The sequence below is a fragment of the Desulforhabdus sp. TSK genome (genome assembly GCF_022836495.1).
In the GTDB taxonomy this organism is placed as follows: domain Bacteria; phylum Desulfobacterota; class Syntrophobacteria; order Syntrophobacterales; family Syntrophobacteraceae; genus Desulforhabdus.
Genome location: NZ_BQXM01000001.1, coordinates 219,148 through 238,769, shown reverse-complemented (window position 1 = coordinate 238,769; position 19,622 = coordinate 219,148). Strand labels below are relative to the sequence as shown.

Sequence of the window (19,622 nt, the reverse complement as noted above, 5' to 3'; positions counted from 1 at the left end):
TCGACGCGTACAGCATCACGAAAGTTACCCCACCGCCAAGGCCCACGGCCTTCTTTTTATCCTTCCAATTAATCTTTGGGGGCATTACGCAGGACAAACACAACGAGCCGACATCAGGCGAGCGACTTGACGAATATCGATGTTTACAGGGCAGAATCTCACACAGCGACCGCACCCCACACAGGCAACACCGTCTTTGTATTTGTCCACGTAATACTTGAGCTTATGCATGAAGCGCTGTCGAACTCTCTGCAACTTCTGTGATCGCGGATTGTGCCCCGAACCGTGCAGAGTGAAGAGTGGAAACATGCACGAATCCCAGTTTCTGATGCGATCTCCCTTATTCCCATGAACCTCATCCTGTATATCGAAACACCAGCACGTTGGGCAGAGAAAAGTACATATTCCGCAGTTGATGCAGGAAAACTGGATGTCATCCCAGAAGGAGGCATTGAAGAGCTCAAGCATCTGCTGCTCGGACAGTGTACTCACATCAAACTGCACGCCCAGTTGTTTTTCAGCCTTAATCTTCAAGTCCATCACTTTCTGGGCGGCCTCACTCGAGACCTTCTCTCCGCCCTCCATACCCTGAAGCAGATCGTCACCCTTGCTGGAAGTGGACCGAGCTACATAACCATTGCCCACGTCAGTGAGGAGAACGTCCAGTCCTCCGGTGTCGAACGGGCCTGTTCCCACAGTCGTACAAAAGCAGCTCGCGCAAGGTTGATTGCAGGCAAGGCCGACCAGGGTCGTACTTTCCCTTCGCTTCACCCACCAGGGATCTCTGAACCGATCCACATCGAAATTCCTGTCATCCAGTTGAAAAGCCTTCGCGTCACAAGGGCGAATGCCAAGAATCACTCGAGATGAAAAATCTTTGGGAGCTTCCTTGAGTATCTCCGCTTCGGAATCGCTTTTATCCAGCGAATAGGTAAACATCCGCTCGGACTGGGGATGAAAAAGCTCCTTGGGAGAGAGGCGGGTGTTCTGATAGCCCATGTCCGCATCCTCGGCTGCTTTCAGCTCGGCAAACTCATGATACTGTCCGCGAAATACAGGCCCATAGACGCGGCAGCGCCCCATCAGCTGTTTGACGGTTGCGGGAAATTTCTCTTTGGCGATATACATTTCCGACATGGATTCATTCCCTTATTTGAAAAACGGCTCGGGGTCACCGGGCCGATATGTATCCAATGGCGGCCGTTCATCTGCAATCACACCCGCTTCATAGCCGTATAGTTCCTTGATATCCTTCTCCATTTTCTTCGTGAACTGACGCACCTGGATGCCTACGGGACAGGCCCGTTCACAGGCGCCGCAGTCTGTACACCGTCCAGCAACATGGAAGGCTCGAAGAAAATGAAACGTTCGCGTATCCGTCTTGTCGAGACTCTTTCCCACCCACTGAGGACGTGCTTCATCCACGAAACAGGTGGGACAGTAGCAGAGGGGGCAGGCGTTCCGGCAGGCATAGCACCGCAGACAGGGCTCAATGAGCTTCTCGAAATGCTCCCAGCGCTCTTCTGCGGACATAGCTTCAATTTTGCGTACATCCGTATAGCGGTCCACCTGCTGCTCTTCCACCAGATCTCCCACCAACTCGTCATAGATCACTGGGTTTCGGTGGGTGCAGATTCTGCAATTGTCCTGCAGAAAGTAATTGCGATCGCGCGTCAGATCGAGCTCGTATCTTACAGTCCGCACTTTATGTTCCAGCTCTTCTGCAAACAATGGCTCACGCCCATTGCGTTCAGCCATGATGCGACGGCGGTCCAGCATTCCCTTGCAGGGAACTCCGATAATGTAGAGCTGCTCGCGCTTGATCTGATTTTCCAGAATATGAACGACAATATTCCTGGAGTCACAGCCCTTGGCCACGATCCCCACGCGATCCGGCCTCTTGGGCAGGTAATTTGCCAGGTTGATTCCGCAATTGCTGTCCCAGTAAAGCTGGTTCACCTGATCGACACTTTTGATGAGATAGGGCTCATTCATCAGGGGAATCGTTCCCTTGCGAAACCCGATCACAACGTCTACGCGATTCTCGGCCAACAGGCGTTTTGCCGCCTCTCGAATCCTTCCGGTATATGCTCGCATCTCTACGCCACCTCGGCTTCCCGCTTGATGAAATGTCGGGCAGGTCCCAGTGTCTTTACTGCATCAACCACCCCTCGCGCCGTTTCGGCAAATTTGGTCGCCTCCGCTGAAGAAATCCATGAGAAATGAAGCCGCTCCGGTTCCATTCCCGTGTAATCGAGAAGGTTCTTCAAAAGCGTGAACTTTCGCCGTGCGTACAGGTTTCCTTCAATGTAGTGGCAATCGCCGGGATGGCACCCGGAGACCCAAATGCCGTCGGCCCCCTGGCGTAAAGCAGCGAGGATGAATTTCGGGTTCACTCGCCCGGAACAGGGGACCCGAATGGCGCGAATATTGTGTGGATACTGCAGACGGCTCACCCCGGCCAGATCTGCGCTCCCGTAGGAGCACCAGTTGCAAAGAAAGGCAACGATCTTTGGTTCCCACTCACTCATCTAACGATCTCCTCTTCAAACCCTTTAGCAGACCGGTGCAGCGCAAGAAACTCGCCGCATGGGGCTGGGTCTCTCGCGCTGCAGTGGTCCGCCGACGCTCAATCTAGAGGCTTTCAAGCATGGCAAAGATCTGTGCATCGTCAAAGCCCCGGAGGCGGATGGCGCCGGAGCGGCAGGAGGCGACACAAAGACCACAGCCTTTGCAGAGAGCCGGATTGATTTCGGCCTTGCCCTTGGCATTGAATCCGGGCGCCGAATAGGGGCAAATATTCACACACGTTCCACAGGCGCTGCAAAGCAACTGATCCGTGCTGGCCACGTTGCCGCTGAATTGGATCGTCTCGCGCGCAAGGATGGTCGATGCACGGGACGCCGCGGCCTGCGCCTGAGCGATGCTCTCATCCAGAGGCTTCGGGTAATGGGCCAGTCCGCACAGGAAGACCCCATCCGTTGCAAATTCCACCGGGCGCAGCTTGGCGTGTGCTTCAATGAAAAAACCGTCTTCATTGGCGGGCACCTTGAAAAATTGCCCCAAGGCCGCAGTCTCGTTAGGTAGAATCGCCGTCGCCAGAGTCAGAAGATCCGGAGTCAAAGTGATCGGGCGCTGCAGCACGTGGTCGATCACGGTCACGTGCAGGTTGCCGTCTCTGATTTCTACCTGCGGCTTGTGAGCGAGGTCGTATCGAATAAAGATTACCCCGGCTTTGCGTGCTTCGAGATAGAGCAGTTCCCTCTCTCCGTAGCTTCTCAGGTCTCTGTAGAGCACGTAAATGTCGCTTTCGGGGTTCATACGCTTGAGCTCCAGAGCGCTTTCTACAGAGTGTGTACAGCACACGCGGCTGCAATACGGACGATGGGGTTCACGCGACCCGACGCACTGAATAAAAACGGCACTTTGAACATGTTTCAGGGTCGGATCCTTCTCGAGGAATCGGCGATCCAGCTCCTGATGGGTCGCAATGCGCGGGTCTTTGCCATAGGCATACTCATCCGGGCGCCACTGCTGCCCACCCGTTGCGATGACCGCAATGCCATGATCGACCACCCACGGTTCTCCGCCGTTTTGAAGAGTGGTCTTGAAGTTCCCCACAAATCCATCCACGTTCGTCACCGACGTGGAAAGGCAGACTGTAATGTTCGAATGCGTCGTGACCTGTTCGGTCAATTGCTGCAGGTAGGGCTGAACTTCTTCGCCGCGCCAGGTTTTATGGAGGCTGAGGGCCTGTCCACCAAGCTGCGGCTCACGCTCCACCAGGGTGACCGGATATCCTTGATCCGCAATGGCTTTTGCCGCCACCATGCCTGTCACACCGCCGCCAATCACGAGCGCTTTTTGATTGACACTGAGCTCGGCTTCCTGGAGAGGTTCGAGCAGTGCAACCTTGGCCACAGCCATCCGCACCAGATCTTTGGCCTTTTCCGTGGCCATCGCCGGGTCTTGACTGTGGACCCAGGCGTCCTGGTTGCGGATATTAGCCATTTCGAAAAGGTACTTGTTCAGTCCTGCATCGGCCATCGTTTCCTGGAAAAGCGGCTCGTGGGTTCGAGGCGTACAGGCTGCAACCACGATGCGATTCAGACGGTGTTCATGGATGAGGTCTTTCAGGGCCACCTGGGTATCCTGCGAACAGGTATACAGATTGTCCGTCACAAATTCCACGAACGGGAGCGTCTTCGCAAAATCCCTCACCGCCCGTACGTCCACGACACCGCTGATGTTGATGCCGCAATGGCAAACGAGGACACCCACCCGCGGGCGTTCGCCGGTAACATTGATCTGGGGCGGAGTTTGCTTTTCCCGAACCTGTGTTCCTCTTGATGCGGCGAGAAGGCATCCCGCCGCCGATGCCGCTGCACTCGCCTCCATGACGGACTGAGGAATATCCTTGGGTCCCGGGAAGGCACCGCAAACAAAGATGCCCGGACGGCTGCTCGATACGGGTTCAAATGAACTGTGCTCGCAGAACTGATTGTCGTTCAGTTTGAGATCGAGCCGCTGAGCAAGATCCAAGGCGCTCTTGGAAGCCTCGAGACCTACTGAGAGCACCACCATATCGAATGTTTCCTGCTGGATGGTGCCTCCCTCCGTCACGAAGCTGATCTCCAGGTCATCTGCCCCAGCCACGGGCTCAATGCTGTGGACGCGGGAACGCACAAACCGAACGCCATGCTGGTCTTTGGCCCGATTGTAAAACTTCTCGAAATCCTTCCCGTGAGTCCGCATGTCCATGTAAAAGATGGTAGTCTCGAGATTGCCTCCAGCGTGCTCTTTGGCGATCACAGCCTCCTTGATCGCATACATGCAGCATACCCCCGAGCAGTACGCATGGTCGCAGTGATGGATGTCTCGCGATCCCACACACTGGAGCCAGGCAATTTTTTTCGGCTCTTTGTGATCCGAAGGGCGCGTGAGATGTCCCATGGTCGGTCCTGAAGCCGAAAGAAGGCGTTCAAACTCCATGGAGGTCACTACATTGGGGAGCTTTGCGTAGGCGTAGGTGTCAAACGAGGTGGGGTCAAAAGGCTGGAATCCGGGAGCCACCACAAGCGCTCCGACCTGAATATCGCGTTCTTTAGGCTGATCCTCGTGGATAACCGCTTTGGCAAGACAGGCTTCCACACACTGGTAGCACTCGGAACATACCCCGCAGCTCAGGCATCTCTCGGCTTCCTTTCGCACCTGCTCCTCGGAAAAACCGAGTTGCACCTCATCAAAGCTTTTGAGGCGCCCTTCGGGGGCGAGCCGAGGCATATGCTCACGGGGAATACGATCGTACCCCTCTGTACGCACTTCTTCGATCGCCTTCCACTCCTGCTCTCGCCCCGCCAGGAGGTCCTGGCCGTTCAAAAACCGCGTGATGGAAATGGCAGCCTGTTTCCCGGCTGCAATGGCTTCGATGACTGTCTTTGGACCGGTAACCGCGTCTCCGCCGGAAAAAATGTCGGTATCATTTGACTGCAAAGTGAGAGGATCGACCTGCATGGTACCCCAGTCGGAGAGCTGACAGGCACATTCAGGGGTAAGGCAGGCCCAATCGGATTCCTGGCCGATGGCCGGAATCACGGCATCGACTTCAATGGTGAACTCTGAGCCCGGAACCGCTCTGGGGCGGCGCCTTCCGCTCGCATCGGGTTCGCCGAGCTCCATCTTCACGCATTCCACTGCCTTGACGCGCCCGCCTTCTCCTATGATCCGCACCGGGTTGGTGAGGGTGAAGAGCTCAATGCCTTCTTCACGGCACTCTTCGATTTCCTCTTCGTTGGCAGGCATTTCTTCCACGCTGCGCCGATAGAGGATAAAAGGCTTCTGAGAACCCAGCCTGAGCGCCGTGCGAACGGCATCCATGGCAACGTTTCCGCCGCCGACCACCGCCACCCGGTTTCCAAGGGCCACTTCTTTGCCGAGGTTGACATCCCGCAGAAAATCTACACCCGGGTAGACCCCATCGAGGTCCTCGCCCTCGATGCCGAGACTCTTGCATTCGTGAGCCCCAATGGCCACGAAGAAGGCCTTGTAGTCCTGTTCCCTGAGCTGAGCGATAGTTATGTCTCTTCCAATATCCACGCCCGTTTTGAATTCCACGCCCATGTCCTGGATGACCTGGATTTCTGCTCCGATGATGTCGCGGGGCAACCGATAGGCGGGGATGCCGACGGAAAGCATGCCGCCAAGGACCGGAAGTTTTTCGAAGACGGTTACCTGGTAGCCCTCGATGGCGAGATAATAGGCGCAGGATAAACCCGCGGGTCCCGAGCCGATGACCGCGACTTTCTCACTGTGCTTACCTTTGATCTCCGGGACATAGCGCGTCTCAGAGTGCAGATCGAGATCGGCCACGAAGCGTTTGATTGAATCGATGGCGACGGGCTGGTCCACATCACCTCGCTTGCAGGCCGACTCACACGGGTGATGACACACCCTGCCGCAGATGGAGGGAAGCGGGTTCTCTTCTTTGACGAGCTTCAGGGCTTCGTGGTACTTACCCTCGGCAGCGAGGGCTACATAGCCCTGGACCGAGATATGTGCCGGGCAGGCCACCTTGCAGGGGGAGCTGCCCCGCTTTTCGATGGCGAAGGCGCCGGGGACCGCCTGAGCGTATCTGCGATAGGCGGCCTTGCGCTGACTCATGGCCATATCGTATTCGTTCTTCCGAACCACCGGACAGACGTTGGCGCACTCGCCACAACCCGTACACTTGCTCACATCGATGTAACGAGGCTGCTCCAGAACTTTTACCGTAAAATTTCCCGGTTCGCCCGAGACGTCCTTGACTTCAGACAATGTCAACAGTTCGATATTCAGGTGCCGGCCGACCTCGACCAGCTTGGGCGAAATAATTCACATAGCACAGTCGTTGGTAGGAAAGGTCTTATCCAGCTGAGCCATCACACCTCCAATGGAGGGCTGTTTCTCAACCAAGTAGACGTAGTAGCCGGAATCTGCCAGGTCCAGAGCCGACTGCATTCCTGCAATGCCGCCTCCAACGACCATGACGGCGCCTGTAACCGATTGTGTTGCATTCTTCTCGCTCATGAACATTCACTCCGTGACGGGGATATCCAACCAAAATGATTTGAATACAAAAAGCTGCTCGAACATTCGCAAAACCACCGTATGCACAGCATACATAACCCATTATCACAACGATTACAAAAAAAATTTAAATAGTTAACTAAAGTTTCGGACACTCTTCAAGCGGACATCCAGTGAGTGAATTTTCAAGCACATCAAGTAAATAAAACCCAATCGGAACGATTTTGTGCTTAGAAAGGAACTACCCTTTGGGGTATATTGTTGATGCAAAATGAGCGAACTGAGAGTTATCCGGTGCGCAATTGAAGAGAGCGATGTCCCGAAGAAGTCCGGAGAAAGAGATCCGTCATGATTGACCTTCACAATCACATGCTTCCGGGATTGGACGATGGGGCGCTGAACTGGAAGCAAAGCCTGGCTATGGGGCAGATGGCCGTGGAAAACGGTATTCAAGGGATCGTCTGCACGCCTCACTGGGTAGTGGGCCATTTCGAAAACAGGAGAGCAGTCATCGTCGGCCTGGTAAGAACCCTCCAGGAGAAGCTCCAGGCGGCAGGAATCCCTCTGACGGTTTACCCGGGCGCAGAGCTGCACCTGGACTTCGACATTCCGGATAAGATCCTGTCGGGTGAACTCGCCAGCCTCAACGACACCGGAAGATTCGCCCTCATCGAGCTGCCTATGGATATCGTTCCACGGAACATGAAGCACTTCTTCTGGAGGCTGCAGGCTGCGGACATCACGCCCATTATCAGTCATCCCGAACGCAACAATGCCTTGCGCAGGCATCCGTCGAGGCTGTTCCGATGGGTGCAGATGGGCGTGCTCACGCAGGTCACGGCGGCAAGCCTCATGGGACGCTTTGGAACTGATGCGCGGAAATTTGCCGTCTCTCTTCTGGAGCACCGAATGGTGCACATCATCGGAACCGATGCTCACGACACAGGGGACAGGATCCCTCAACTTTCGGAGGGTCTTCGGGAAGCCGAGAAAATCGTCGGCAAGGAGACGGCCCGGGAGATGGTCCTTGAGAATCCGCAGCACATCCTCCAGGGGGAAGCGGTCCGCACCCGTGATCCCATCCCCTATCCAAGCCGCCCAGGATCATCGCGGTTTAAGAAATTCGCGTCTTTTCTCGGCCTGGGGGGGAGAACCAATCCTCCCTGAATGCTCCCCGACTGAGGGTAATGTGGCACCCCCTTTTCATTCCCATCCCACGTATTATCATAAGACATGGGAGAACAAGTGATGTTGAAGATATCTCTCTTGCTCAACGGCAGCTTTCTCCCCGGGGAGAGTCAGGTTCCCCCCTCCTTTCCTGACTCTCCTTCCTTCAATATCCATCACCGACTCCATTCGCAGTCAAGATTTCCAATATTTGCGGTGAGGCGCCGAAAATGGCCGCTGGATTCTTTTTCCCCGGCAGACACACCATCCGTCCCACCACGGATCGCCTTTAGAGGTGCATCAGAAAACCCGCTGAAGGAAGCGATGGCCCTTAAAACTAAAAATGGCGCCATCACGCGTGATTTCTTCGAGACGCAACCCGGAAGACACTTCATCGCCTTCACGCCGGGTGCGGCCATCGATGATCACCATGCGGTCCGCAGGCTTTTGTGCATAGACGAAGACGGAGAATGACATCTTGGGAACTTTCATCTGCACATCCAGCGGCAGATCCTTCAACGCGGGGATTCCGGCGTTCGTACTTTTTTCTCCGGACGGAAGTGGAGCCGGGGACGAGGGAGGAGGAGGCGCAGGCCTGGACTGAACCGGTGGGGTCGTATCTTTGGCGTTCAACAAAGCTTCAAGGAGCTCCTTGGGATATTCCGCGGGACTCGCAGCCTCCGGATCAAATCTCGATGAGATTGCAGGCGCTTTATCCTTCGCTTGTTTGCCCCTTCGTTTCTCAATCCCTGCAGCAGGAACCGGCAAAGCTGCATTAGAAGAAGAAAGGCCTTTGGGAGTCTCTTCGGGAGGCTTGAGATTCGCATCCCTCCCCCCTTGGGCGCCGGCTGCCGGGAGAGGGTTCTCCTTCTTGACCGGAGACGGTGTTGCAACACTTGCTCTGGGGGTGGCTACGGGAGCGTCCGTTTTAGACGCCGCACTATCGCCCGCCCCGGGGGACGTTGTCTCGGGCTTTGGCAAAGGCCGATCCGAAGAAACTTCCTGCTGCGGTGCGACTGCTGCAGTCCGGACGGGCTCTTCCGCCGCAGCCTTGGGGGGATCCCCTTGATTGCCGCTTTTAGGGGAGGGATCGCCGGCAGCAACCGGAGTCGGTCCCGCGGAAGGCGCCGGAGGCGCTGTCGCCCGCTCTGCTTTTTGGGCCAACTCCGCAGGAGGTGCCGCGGGCACGGCATGGGGCTCTTTATCCGAATGCCAGGGGCGCAGCCACCAAAGCACGAAGCCCGCATTGAGCAAAAGAGCGGTCATCAGCACGTAAGGCCAGTAACTTCTCCGGTGCGGCTTCGACACCGGATTGGTCTGAACGGTCTGTAGACCGGGAATCTCCCCGCGCTGCCGCTCTTCCTCAGACTTCTTGAGTGCATCAAGAATATAGGACATTATTGTGCATCCTTGTTCTTGTGTGTCAGCAAAGGAATTCCCTCCTCCGTCTCAGCACGAAGCCGCATGAGAGTCTGAGGCCCCACAAACCCGTCAGGAGTCAATCCCTGAGAAATCTGGAATATTTTCACCTGCTCGGCCAACGACCTGTCAAACAGATGGTTTTCAGGCTCGGGCAGCACCGGCCCCTCACGACCGGCCAGTCGGGATCTTAACCACTCTACGGTGAGGCTGCGGTCTCCCACCTGCAAGGGACGCCGGTAACCGGGGGGCGGCTTCCACAGCAGCGTATAATCCCCCCGCCACCAGAGAGCCATTTCACTCGTGCTGACCGTCACCGTGTCGGTGCCTGAGACAAAAGTCGCCTTCCCCTCGCTCAGAGCACTCAAGACCGCATAAAATGGCTGATTTCGGGCACTGAAAAGCTTCAGGACCGCGGGGCAGTTGAACGCGGACAGATCTCCCAGTCCTCCTACGGCCGAGTAGCATTGGAGCTGCTGACTTTCCGCCTGGCTGCAGGCATCGGCCGACCCGTCCGTCACGTAGGCAGCACCCCAGAGTCTGAAAAGCGCTTCATTGGCTCTTTTCAAGTCATATCGGTCGGCGCTCTCCGCCCAGGGGCCGAGGCTTCCGTCCGACTTCTTTTCCTCATCTGCAGTCGTCGCATCGGCCGGGACGGCCTTTTCTTGATTCTCACCCGGAGATTCTCCTTCCTGGGGAGGTGGGATGGGCTTCTTGTACACGGATTTGGAACCGTCGACCTTATCCTCCCATACGGCTGGATCGGTCGCGGGCAGGTTCATCTCGGTGGGTTGGTTCATGTCGGCGGATTTTCCCGATTCGCCGGCGGGCTCCTTCACAACGGTCTCAACCGCTGCTTCGGGGATGGCTGCATCGGGATTGCGAGACTGATGGAAATAATAAGAAGAAGTCAGGATCAATGCGGCCACCAGACTCCCCAGCCCCAGAGTGAGCGCCAGCTTTTTGCCCGGCGGAGGTTTACGTTCCAAATCCAGTTCCCCGAGCACTTCTCCGGCCGCCTGCTTCAGAATCTTCTTGCTCACGACCGATTTGTTCCGGGCATATGCACCCAGCAACGACCGATCGCACAACAGGTTGATGAGGCGGGGAATTCCCCCGCTGAGAGCAAAAAGCCTGTCCAGGACGGCAGGGGGGAAGAGCTCCCTGCGCGTTCCCGCCACGGCCAGGCGGTGATTCACATAGGCCGACATGTCCCTCTTGGTGAGTGGATTCAGATGATAGCGGGCAATGATACGCTGAGCCAACTGGCGCAGTTCTGGGCGGGCGAGCACGGATCGCAGCTCCGGCTGCCCGATCAAAATGATTTGAAGCAATTTCCGTTGATCCGTCTCCAGGTTCGTGAGCAGCCGCATCTGCTCCAGGACCTCGGTGCTGAGATTCTGTGCTTCGTCGATGAGGAGAACCGCCTTCAGCCCGCGCGCATTGGCATCGATCAGATACGCGTTGATACGGTCCACAAAGAATTTTACGCTGGTGGTGCCTTCAGGATAGGGTATTCGAAATTCGTCACAAATGGTGGAAAGAAGCTCCAGAACGGTCAATTTCGGATTCAAGATGAAAGCCACGATGCACTTTTCAGGGAGCTGTCCCAGGAGACAACGGCAGATCGTCGTCTTGCCCGTGCCCACTTCACCCGTGAGCAACACGAATCCTCCGTCACTGTGAATGCCGAAAACCAGGTGTGCCAGGGCTTCCCGGTGCTGTTCGCTCATGAACAAATAGCGGGGATCGGGGGCAATGGAGAAGGGGGTTTCCTTAAAACCGAAATATTCTTTATACATATATTTCCAAACTCAAACCTTCGAGCGAATTCATGACACAGAACTGTCATGGCCGTGAAATCACCCTTCCAGCGGGTGCGTGCTATTCCCGGAATTTTCGCTCCACGGAGCCGACAAGATGAGAAAGTACCCGAATGGCTCGCTCAACCCACATTCAAAACAATGCTTCGATATTATCAAATTATATGGAAGAGTTTTTCTCTCTACAAGCACAAATCGGCGCAGAGGTCGTTCACGTTTCTGCCCGTGCGACCTGCCGTGCAAATCATTTTGCATCCCGCCATGGAACTGCGTAAAATGTTGCCGCTGTTTGCCGCAAAGGATTCGGCATCTCAATTTTTCACAACTGTCGGCGCATGCCCTTTCCCGCGAGCGAGGAGAGCACGTTCAGGCTCGATGGGTGAGTGAGAGTTTCAGGTTCTTTTGTGATTGGACACCGGCCTTATAACTCTGAAAGAGAAGGCAGTATGAGTGAGCTCGGCACGGAGGGTTTTGTTTTTCAGGATGCTCGTGGGAAACGCTGGCCGCGACTGCGTCGATGGTTCTTCTTTTTGTCCCTGGCTTTCGCTGCAGGGATCATCCTTTTTATCCAGTCACTTTTTGTCACTTCCCAGCTTCAAATGCCCGCTTCCATAAGACAGCTGCAGGCTCGCCTGAAGGCATTGGAGAAGCAGGAGTCATCGAACAACCCCCGAGTTTCGAATCCCCTTTGGCTCAAGTATTCCAAGGGGGGAACCGCAGCCCACAAAGGCGCCGCCTCCCCACAAGAGCTTGCGGCAGGAGGCACTCCGGGAAAAAACGGCAGGGAGATTGTTCTGGGGTTTTATCAGGCATGGAACCCGAAAAGCTTTGATTCTTTGAGACTCCATGCCGACCAGATCACGCATGTCTGCCCGGAATGGCTGACGATTGCAGATGGAACCGGCCGTTTGATCATGAAGCCCGACCCGGAGCTTCAGACCTTTTGCCGGAGCAAGGGAATCGTTCTCATGCCCCTTCTGGACAACCTCGTCGAGGACAACTGGCAGGCGGAAGCCGTGGAAGGCCTCGCCAATGGACCCCTGGCAAGGCAGGATCGGTTCATTGCACATCTCGTTCAGCAACTGGTTGCAGTCAACGCCGGGGGAGTAACGATTGACTGGGAGCAGGTGGACCCAGCCTACCAGGAATCCGTCACTGCACTGCTTCAGAGAATCGCGGGAGCGCTGCACAAGCATAAACTGGAGCTTTGGATCAGCGTTCCCATGGGTACGGATCTCAAAGTCTACGATCTGGAAAAACTCTCCGAAACCACAGACCAGTTCATTGCGACGCTGAACGACGAAAACTCCGAATACGACTCCCCTGGGCCCCTTGCCTCCCAGGAATGGTTTGAAGGCTGGGTGGATGCCATGAGCGATTATGGAACATCCTCTCAATGGATCCTGGGTGTCGGCAATTACGGCTATGACTGGACCCTCGGAGAAAAGAAGGCTGAAGGGATCAGCTTCCCGGATGTCATGACCCGCGCGGGGCGGGCGGGGCTTGAGCATCTTGAGCTGGATCCCGCCGTCGGGAATCCCCACTTTTCCTACCAGGACGAGGGCACCGAGCATACCGTGTGGTTCCTGGATGTCGCAACGTTCATCAACCAGCTACGGGTGGGTCGAGAAAATATGAGCGGAGGCATCGCCATTTCCTATTTGGGCACCGAAGACCCCGCCATCTGGCAGGCCCTCCGCATGATGGACAACCCCACCCTCGATGGCAATCGGCTCCAGGAGCTCCAGGTCCTGAAATCGGATGATGTCATTGCGCATGTTGGAAGAGGCGAATTTCTTACGATAGACGACGAACACGCGGAGGGGACCCGCAAGCTGACCCTGAGCTCCGATGAGAAGGTCTCGGAAACCTACGAAAAGTTTCCCACCTACCTGACCTTATGCCACCAGGGGGAGGGCGATGACGACCAGGTGGCCCTTACTTTTGACGACGGGCCCGATCCAAAGTGGACCCCTAAAATACTTGATATCTTGAAGGAAAAAGGAATTAAAGCTGCTTTTTTCTTGGTGGGGGCCAAGGTGGAGACGAATCCGGAGCTGGCCGAGCGCATCGTGAGGGAGGGACACGAAATCGGGATACACACCTACACGCATCCTAACCTGGCCATCGTTTCCGAAGAGCGCGCCTTGTTGGAATTCAATGCGAGCCAGAGGCTGATCGAATCCGTGACGGGGCGATCCACCATACTTTTTCGCCCACCGTACAATGCGGACTCCCGTCCCCAAAGCCTCAGCGAGGTGGCTCCCCTCCGAATGGCCAATGCTCTCGGCTATCTGACAGTCACCGAAAACATCGACACTGAAGACTGGGATCGGCCCGGACCCGACGTTATCCTGCAGCGCACCAAGCAGCTGCGCAGGAACGGGGGGAATATCATCCTCATGCACGATGCCGGTGGAGATCGGCGTCAGACCCTGGAGGCATTGCCGCACATCATCGACTACCTGCAGGGGCGGGGAGACCGCATCTCGTCGCTGGCTCAGATTCTCGATGAAGCCCCCGACTTTCTCATGCCGCCCGTAACGCAGAATGCCGGTTCCATCAACCGCCTGGTGAGCGGAAGCGGATTTCGTATCCTCCACTGGCTAGAAAATTTCCTCTGGTCATTCATGATTGCAGCGACAGCCCTCATTGCCCTGCGTACGCTCCTCATCGCCTCCCTGGCCATCAAGGAGCGCCGCAGAGGGGGCCGGTCCAACGAGAAGCTCTTCATCCCGCCCGTGAGCATTCTCATTGCCGCCTATAATGAAGAAAAAGTAATCGGAAGCACCCTGCGGAGCCTGCTCAACACACGATACCAGGGGGAATTTGAAGTGATCGTCGTCAATGACGGCTCCGACGACCATACCGCGGAAGTCGTTGGGCGCATGGCTGAAAAAGATTCCCGCATCAAACTGCTCCAGCAGTCCAACCGAGGCAAGGCCAGGGCATTACGGCGGGGCGTCGAAGCAGCCGCCCATGAAATCCTGGTCATGCTGGATGCAGACACACTGTACCAGCCGGATACCATAGAACGGCTGGTGCAGCCCTTCCGGGACGAACGGGTGGGAGCAGTCTCGGGGCACGCCAAAGTGGGGAACCTGCGGTCCTTCATCGCCCGCTGCCAGTCCCTGGAATATACGTGTGGGTTCAACCTGGATCGCCGTGCCTATCACCGCTTGAACTGCATCACCGTTGTGCCGGGAGCCGTCAGTGCTCTTAGAAAAGCCGCCGTTCATATAGCCGGCGGCATCAGTACCGATACCCTGGCGGAAGATACGGACTTGACCTTGAGCCTGCACCGGGAAGGGTTCCGTGTTGCCTATGTACCGGAAGCCGTTGCCTGGACGGAAGCGCCCGAAACCCTCGGTTCCCTGTCGAAGCAAAGATTCCGCTGGGCTTTCGGGACACTGCAATGTCTGTGGAAGCACAGGGACCTCGTCTTCAATCCTAAGTACAAAGCACTTGCATGGTTCAGTCTGCCAAGCATCTGGCTTTTCCAGATCCTTCTGGTCGCGGTGGGACCGCTGGTCGATGCGTTCCTCATTTACTCCATTTTCTTTGGCGTGGGAGAAGCCGTCTACATCTATTTCCTCGTCTTTCTGCTCCTGGATCTTTCACTGGCAGCCCTCGCCTGTCTTCTGGAAAAGGAGCCTCTCTCTCACGCATGGCTCATTCTTCCCATGCGATTTGTCTATCGGCCTCTCCTCAGCTATGTCATCTGGAAATCTCTTCTGAGAGCAGCGAAGGGCGCCTGGGTGAGCTGGGGCAAGCTGGAACGTACCGCGTCCGTACCGAGCCACCTTTAGATGCCCATGCGGCTTGAAGACGCGTTGAGGCCGCCGATGTGAGGTTGCGAAATATGGAGGTCAACGGAGTCATGAGATTTGCGGACTTCATTTTGAGACTGCAGCGGTTCGCCTTCTGCCTTCTCATTTCAGGCATTTTGTTCATGCCGTCATCAGCGCCGGGTTTCGAGGGAGAAAGCCCTGTGGATTCGCACGGGGACCTCTCCGCATCAGTGTCGTTCCCCGAAAAGGGCGCCTGTATCGGCGCCTACCTGGACTTTGGAGACACCGAAGATGATGTTTCTCTCGACCTGATCGAAGACTTTGAAAAAATGTCCGGCAAGCACCAGGCCATCATCGCATCGTCCAGTTTTTGGGGGGAAGAGACCTTCCCCATGAAGAATGTTCAGATCATTTCTCACCATGGCGCCGTCCCCCTCATCTACTGGTCTCCCTGGGACCGTCCCTACAAGGAGGACAGGGGCCCAGACCGCTTCAGCCTCGAGAATATTCTATCGGGAACGTGGGATGCCTATATCGATGCATGGGCTGACCAGGCAAAAGCATTTGGAAAACCTCTTCTCGTTTCCTGGGGTCTGGAGATGAACGGAAACTGGTTTCCCTGGTCCGGATATTTTTATGGAAAGGCAGCTGCGAGCCCCACCGCCAACGGGCAGCCCAATGTCGACGAAGGCCCTCATCTATTCAAAGAGGCGTTCCGGTATGTGGTGAAACGAGTGAAAAGCAGGGGGGCCGCCAACATCCTCTGGGGATTTCATGCCAACAACTTGACAATTCCCGAAGAACCCTGGAACTCCATGGCAGAATATTATCCAGGTACAGATTGTGTCGATTGGCTGGGCCTGAGCGTTTACGGCAAGCAGCTCCCCGGCGAGGAATGGCCCTCGTTTCATGAAGCCATGAATGCTGCGTACATGGAAATCTGTCGTCTGGATCCCTCAAAACCGGTCATCGTGGCGGAATGGGGTGTGGGGGAATATCCCCGCTCGGGAGATAAATCGGCATGGATCCGCGAGGCGTTGGAAGCCATGAAGGATGAATACCCCCGCATCAAGGCCGCCGTCTACTGGAATGAGCGGTGGAAGAACTCGGATGACACTTACAGTAACCTGCACATCCATTCCTCACCTGAGGCACTCGAGGCATACAGGGCAGGTATTGCAAATCCCTACTGGCTGGACAGGCTCGAACAGAAAGCGGCCCGGCCTTAGCCGAAAAGCGTCAATACGTGCCTTTTTCTTTGCAGGAACACCTTCCAGCCGTGAAAGGAAAGATAACCGCAGCCTCTGTCGCGACAGGATGCCGCTCCTGCAAAAGGATGAAGGCAAATGGATCAGGGGAAGCGATAAAATTCTCCACCGCCGGATCAACCCATCGGCCGGCAGCCCTTTCGCCAGTTTTCCAGGTACCTGAAGGCTTCCCGTGCGGCTTCTTCAGCCTGGCTCTCATACGTGTAGAGCTCCACCGTCACGAATCCTTCAAATCCAATGGTATCGATCGTCCCCAAGACCCCCGGGATGTCAATGGCCCCGTTTCCCAGCATGAGGTGATGGTGCTCGCGGGAGGGCGCAATGTCTTCCAGGTGGAAATGGTGGATGACGTCCTTCATGCTCTCGATGAGCTCCGCCGGGTCTTCGGACACGCAGAAGAAATGGCCGATATCGAAGTTGATGCCGAAAACCTCCGGATCGAGGTCTTGAAATATCTCCAAAAATTCCCTGCTGTTCTCCAGCAGCAAGCCGGGCTCAGGCTCGATGAGTATCCGGATACCCTTTTCCCTCGCCCTGCCCTCCACGGCTGCAAGCCCTTCCCGGAAGAGCACCATCCCCTCTTCGCGGCTCATTCCGTCCAGCGGGCCGCCGGGCTCCGTGGATATGTTGCGGGCTCCCAGCTTCTCCGCGAGATCAATGCAGCCCAGGGTGTACACAACGCGCTTGGCTCTCAGCGCCGGATCTTTCTCGATCCAGGACGGGTGATAGGTGTCGCCGTCGGCATGATGCATGAAAGCGTTGATGTTGGAAATGGCCAGGCGGTTGGCGTCCAGGGCGCGCCGGATGGCGAGGACATCGGCGTCTGATAGATGAAGGGGATACGCATGGGGAACATCCGCCATGATCTCAATACCCTGGTATCCCACGGAAGCAACAATCCGGATGGTCTCCAAAAGGTCATAGCGAAGAAATGCGTTGGAACTGAAGGCGAATTTCATTGGGTCTCCTTCTTGCTGATGGGCAGGAAGCCTCGCAGATACCTCAAAGACATGATGGCGGCTTCTTCGGGCATCTGCGGGTAGGTGTAGAGCTCGACGGTGATGAATCCCGAATAGCCGTTATTTTTCAGAATTTGGAACAGAGGCTGAAAATCCATGTCCCCTGTCCCCGGTATGAGGTGGTAATGCTTGCGGGCACGGATATCTTCCATGTGAATGTGAAAAATACGGGAAGCCAGTCCTCCGATGACTGTTTCAGGATCCTCCCTCAGTACGTGGCTATGCCCCAAATCCAGGTTGGCCCCGAGCTCGGGAAGCTGCAGGTCGTGCAATAAAGCCATAAGGTCCTCATAGCACTCCACCAGAAGTCCGGGCTCGTACTCCATCCCCAGGCGGACTCCGCACTCACGGGCGTAAAGGACAATTTCCCGAAGCGACTGCCTCAGAAGACCCAGGGATTGCTCCGGCAAAATGCCGGGCACCATGCGGCCGGAGGTGATGCTCACGCAGGGCGAATCGAGCGCCCTGGCTATATCGATGCATTTGCGCGTATAGTCGATGCGCCACCGCCGCCGGTCCTGATCGGGGTGAGCCAGGGACGGCTCAAACAAGGGCTCCCAAAATTCCCGCCCATAGTAACCCGCCGCGGTGTTGGCATTCACATTGGCAACCTGGAGCCCCTTTCCTTGAAGAAGCGCTTTCAACCGCCTCAAGTCCCCCGCAGAAATCGCGTCGGCATAAAGATGCGGAATGTCCGCCAGGAGCTCCACACCCCGGTACCCGGCGGCCGCAATTTTTTCCACGGCGTCATACACTGAATGCCTGACGAACGCGTTGGTGCTGAATGAAAGTTCCATGGTCCTCCCGCATGGCACGATCTCGAAGCGCCGCACAGAGCCGCCTCAGTGCCCTCGTATCATGCCCGCACCGCCTGTGCATAGCGCAGCAGCATCTGAAACTGTTCATAGAGGCGGTGCTCTTCCACCCCCAAAGGCGCCTTGAAGTAGGACGCCAGGTGTGGCATGAGCCCCCCTTCCCCTCTCCGTTTTGCGAGCTCGACCAGCCGTACGAGGTCCAAAATGAGGGGTGCTGCCAGGAGGGAATCGTACCCCTGCCAGATGAACTGCAGAGACATCTTGGAGCCCAGAAAACCCCTGAAATGGATGAAATCCCATGCCGTTTTCTGGTCGTCCAGGGACGGAACGTAGTGGATATGGACGCGCGAATGCAGGGGATACCCCAGGATCTTGGAAAGCACCTGGTCCTTGCTCTTGATCTTGGATTCCTTGTTTTCGGGATGATCCAGAACGCAGCCGTCCATATTTCCAAGGATGTTGAAGCCTTCCCAGCTCAGGACGTCCAGGTTTCTGCACTGGAAAAGCGGAGCAAGGGCCGATTTCACGAGGGTTTCACCCGTCTTGCCATCGTTTCCCATGACGGGTACCCCCCTGCGCCCGGCGAGACCGATCACCGCCGGGATGAGGGCTCCGCTGGAGGGTGTGAAATTGATGTAGGGGCACCCTTCCTGGACTGCCGCATACGCGTAGATGGTGCTCGCTTTCACCACGCCGGGCTCATTGCGGTCCAGGGCCCGTTCGAAGGCATCCGTTTCCAGGTGCGCATCCTGGAGCACCAGGGGCGGCTCGGTCGAAGCGAGATTGACAACGACAAGCTCGTCGAGGGACTTCTTCTTTTTAAAGTCCCGAAACTGCCTCCGAACAGTTTCAATTTCCTGCCGAGCTGTGCGGTCATGAGTCACGGGAGACGCAGCGAGCCTTTCGATGGCTTCGCCGCAGTTCCTCGCCGTTCCCATGAGGATGTCCTCCTCGATGCCCGTGAGAGGCTCGTCCAGTTCGTCCAGGATCTCGTAGCTCAGCACCCCCGTTTCCCGCATCACATGGCGCGCCGCGTCACGCAGCCCCCCCCTGCGAAGATCACACCCACCAAATTCCAGCCCGTCCAGGGGAGCCAGGCCCAGGCCGTCGAAGGCTTCCGTCGCCGTGATCATGCCCGTGGGCTCCGCCAGGCCCCTCCCCAGCGACAAGGCGCCAACGATCACCGTTGTGGCGATGGAACCCAAAGCGCCCACCAGCCATACACCGACTTTTTTCTCTCTCATGGTCCTGTCCA

The 19,622-nt window shown here is 56.4% G+C and carries 12 protein-coding genes; 3 read left to right on the top strand and 9 right to left on the bottom strand.

What is annotated here, in order from left to right; translation table 11 throughout:
- Positions 1-84: 84 nt before the first annotated feature.
- From MWC30_RS01085 to MWC30_RS22755, 4 genes are all read right to left on the bottom strand, one after another.
- Positions 85-1,137: a 4Fe-4S dicluster domain-containing protein gene (locus MWC30_RS01085; RefSeq protein WP_244082292.1), complete on the bottom strand. Its 1,053-nt coding sequence runs from the start codon at positions 1,135-1,137 to the stop codon at positions 85-87.
- A 12-nt stretch (positions 1,138-1,149) separates the two neighbouring features.
- Complete coding sequence (locus MWC30_RS01080; protein WP_244082291.1) at positions 1,150-2,097, bottom strand: 4Fe-4S dicluster domain-containing protein; 948 nt, start codon at positions 2,095-2,097, stop codon at positions 1,150-1,152.
- Positions 2,098-2,099: 2 nt separating this feature from the next.
- Entirely contained in the window at positions 2,100-2,531 is a 432-nt protein-coding gene (locus tag MWC30_RS01075; protein ID WP_244082290.1) for a hydrogenase iron-sulfur subunit, read from the bottom strand.
- Between the two features lie 103 nt (positions 2,532-2,634).
- Positions 2,635-7,065, bottom strand: coding sequence for an NAD(P)-binding protein (locus tag MWC30_RS22755; protein ID WP_254006154.1), 4,431 nt, complete (start codon positions 7,063-7,065; stop codon positions 2,635-2,637).
- Positions 7,066-7,413: 348 nt separating this feature from the next.
- Here MWC30_RS22755 and MWC30_RS01060 point away from each other — a divergent pair, with 348 nt between their 5' ends.
- Positions 7,414-8,232 (top strand): tyrosine-protein phosphatase, encoded by an 819-nt coding sequence (locus MWC30_RS01060; RefSeq protein WP_244082289.1) that lies wholly within the window; start codon positions 7,414-7,416, stop codon positions 8,230-8,232.
- Positions 8,233-8,532: 300 nt separating this feature from the next.
- Here MWC30_RS01060 and MWC30_RS01055 read toward each other — a convergent pair whose 3' ends face one another.
- Together MWC30_RS01055 and MWC30_RS01050 are read right to left on the bottom strand one after the other, a co-directional pair.
- Positions 8,533-9,630 (bottom strand): general secretion pathway protein GspB, encoded by a 1,098-nt coding sequence (locus tag MWC30_RS01055; protein ID WP_244082288.1) that lies wholly within the window; start codon positions 9,628-9,630, stop codon positions 8,533-8,535.
- The gene (locus tag MWC30_RS01050) at positions 9,630-11,453 is read right to left on the bottom strand and encodes an AAA family ATPase (RefSeq protein ID WP_244082287.1); all 1,824 of its coding nucleotides are present in this window, start codon (positions 11,451-11,453) and stop codon (positions 9,630-9,632) included. Before MWC30_RS01050 ends, MWC30_RS01055 begins: the two co-directional genes overlap by 1 nt.
- A gap of 467 nt (positions 11,454-11,920) precedes the next feature.
- Between MWC30_RS01050 and MWC30_RS01045 the strand changes: the two genes are divergently transcribed.
- Positions 11,921-15,283, top strand: coding sequence for a glycosyltransferase (locus tag MWC30_RS01045; protein WP_244082286.1), 3,363 nt, complete (start codon positions 11,921-11,923; stop codon positions 15,281-15,283).
- 71 nt (positions 15,284-15,354) lie between these two features.
- Positions 15,355-16,494 (top strand): glycoside hydrolase family 26 protein, encoded by a 1,140-nt coding sequence (locus MWC30_RS01040; RefSeq protein ID WP_244082285.1) that lies wholly within the window; start codon positions 15,355-15,357, stop codon positions 16,492-16,494.
- 155 nt (positions 16,495-16,649) lie between these two features.
- Here MWC30_RS01040 and MWC30_RS01035 read toward each other — a convergent pair whose 3' ends face one another.
- From MWC30_RS01035 to MWC30_RS01025, 3 genes are read right to left on the bottom strand one after another with little or no spacing between them, the layout of a single operon-like run.
- Positions 16,650-17,492 (bottom strand): sugar phosphate isomerase/epimerase, encoded by an 843-nt coding sequence (locus MWC30_RS01035; protein ID WP_244082284.1) that lies wholly within the window; start codon positions 17,490-17,492, stop codon positions 16,650-16,652.
- Positions 17,489-18,349: a sugar phosphate isomerase/epimerase gene (locus MWC30_RS01030; protein ID WP_244082283.1), complete on the bottom strand. Its 861-nt coding sequence runs from the start codon at positions 18,347-18,349 to the stop codon at positions 17,489-17,491. The genes MWC30_RS01035 and MWC30_RS01030 overlap by 4 nt, the downstream gene beginning before the upstream one ends.
- 59 nt (positions 18,350-18,408) lie before the next feature.
- On the bottom strand, positions 18,409-19,611 hold the full coding sequence (locus tag MWC30_RS01025; protein WP_244082282.1) for an inositol-3-phosphate synthase: 1,203 nt from the start codon (positions 19,609-19,611) through the stop codon (positions 18,409-18,411).
- Positions 19,612-19,622: the final 11 nt, after the last annotated feature.

Coding starts and splice junctions, on each gene's coding strand:
- MWC30_RS01085 (WP_244082292.1), bottom strand. CDS start 1,137: ATGTCGGAAATGTATATCGCCAAAGAGAAATTTCCCGCAACCGTCAAA.
- MWC30_RS01080 (WP_244082291.1), bottom strand. CDS start 2,097: ATGCGAGCATATACCGGAAGGATTCGAGAGGCGGCAAAACGCCTGTTG.
- MWC30_RS01075 (WP_244082290.1), bottom strand. CDS start 2,531: ATGAGTGAGTGGGAACCAAAGATCGTTGCCTTTCTTTGCAACTGGTGC.
- MWC30_RS01060 (WP_244082289.1), top strand. CDS start 7,414: ATGATTGACCTTCACAATCACATGCTTCCGGGATTGGACGATGGGGCG.
- MWC30_RS01055 (WP_244082288.1), bottom strand. CDS start 9,630: ATGTCCTATATTCTTGATGCACTCAAGAAGTCTGAGGAAGAGCGGCAG.
- MWC30_RS01050 (WP_244082287.1), bottom strand. CDS start 11,453: ATGTATAAAGAATATTTCGGTTTTAAGGAAACCCCCTTCTCCATTGCC.
- MWC30_RS01045 (WP_244082286.1), top strand. CDS start 11,921: ATGAGTGAGCTCGGCACGGAGGGTTTTGTTTTTCAGGATGCTCGTGGG.
- MWC30_RS01040 (WP_244082285.1), top strand. CDS start 15,355: ATGAGATTTGCGGACTTCATTTTGAGACTGCAGCGGTTCGCCTTCTGC.
- MWC30_RS01035 (WP_244082284.1), bottom strand. CDS start 17,492: ATGAAATTCGCCTTCAGTTCCAACGCATTTCTTCGCTATGACCTTTTG.
- MWC30_RS01030 (WP_244082283.1), bottom strand. CDS start 18,349: ATGGAACTTTCATTCAGCACCAACGCGTTCGTCAGGCATTCAGTGTAT.
- MWC30_RS01025 (WP_244082282.1), bottom strand. CDS start 19,611: ATGAGAGAGAAAAAAGTCGGTGTATGGCTGGTGGGCGCTTTGGGTTCC.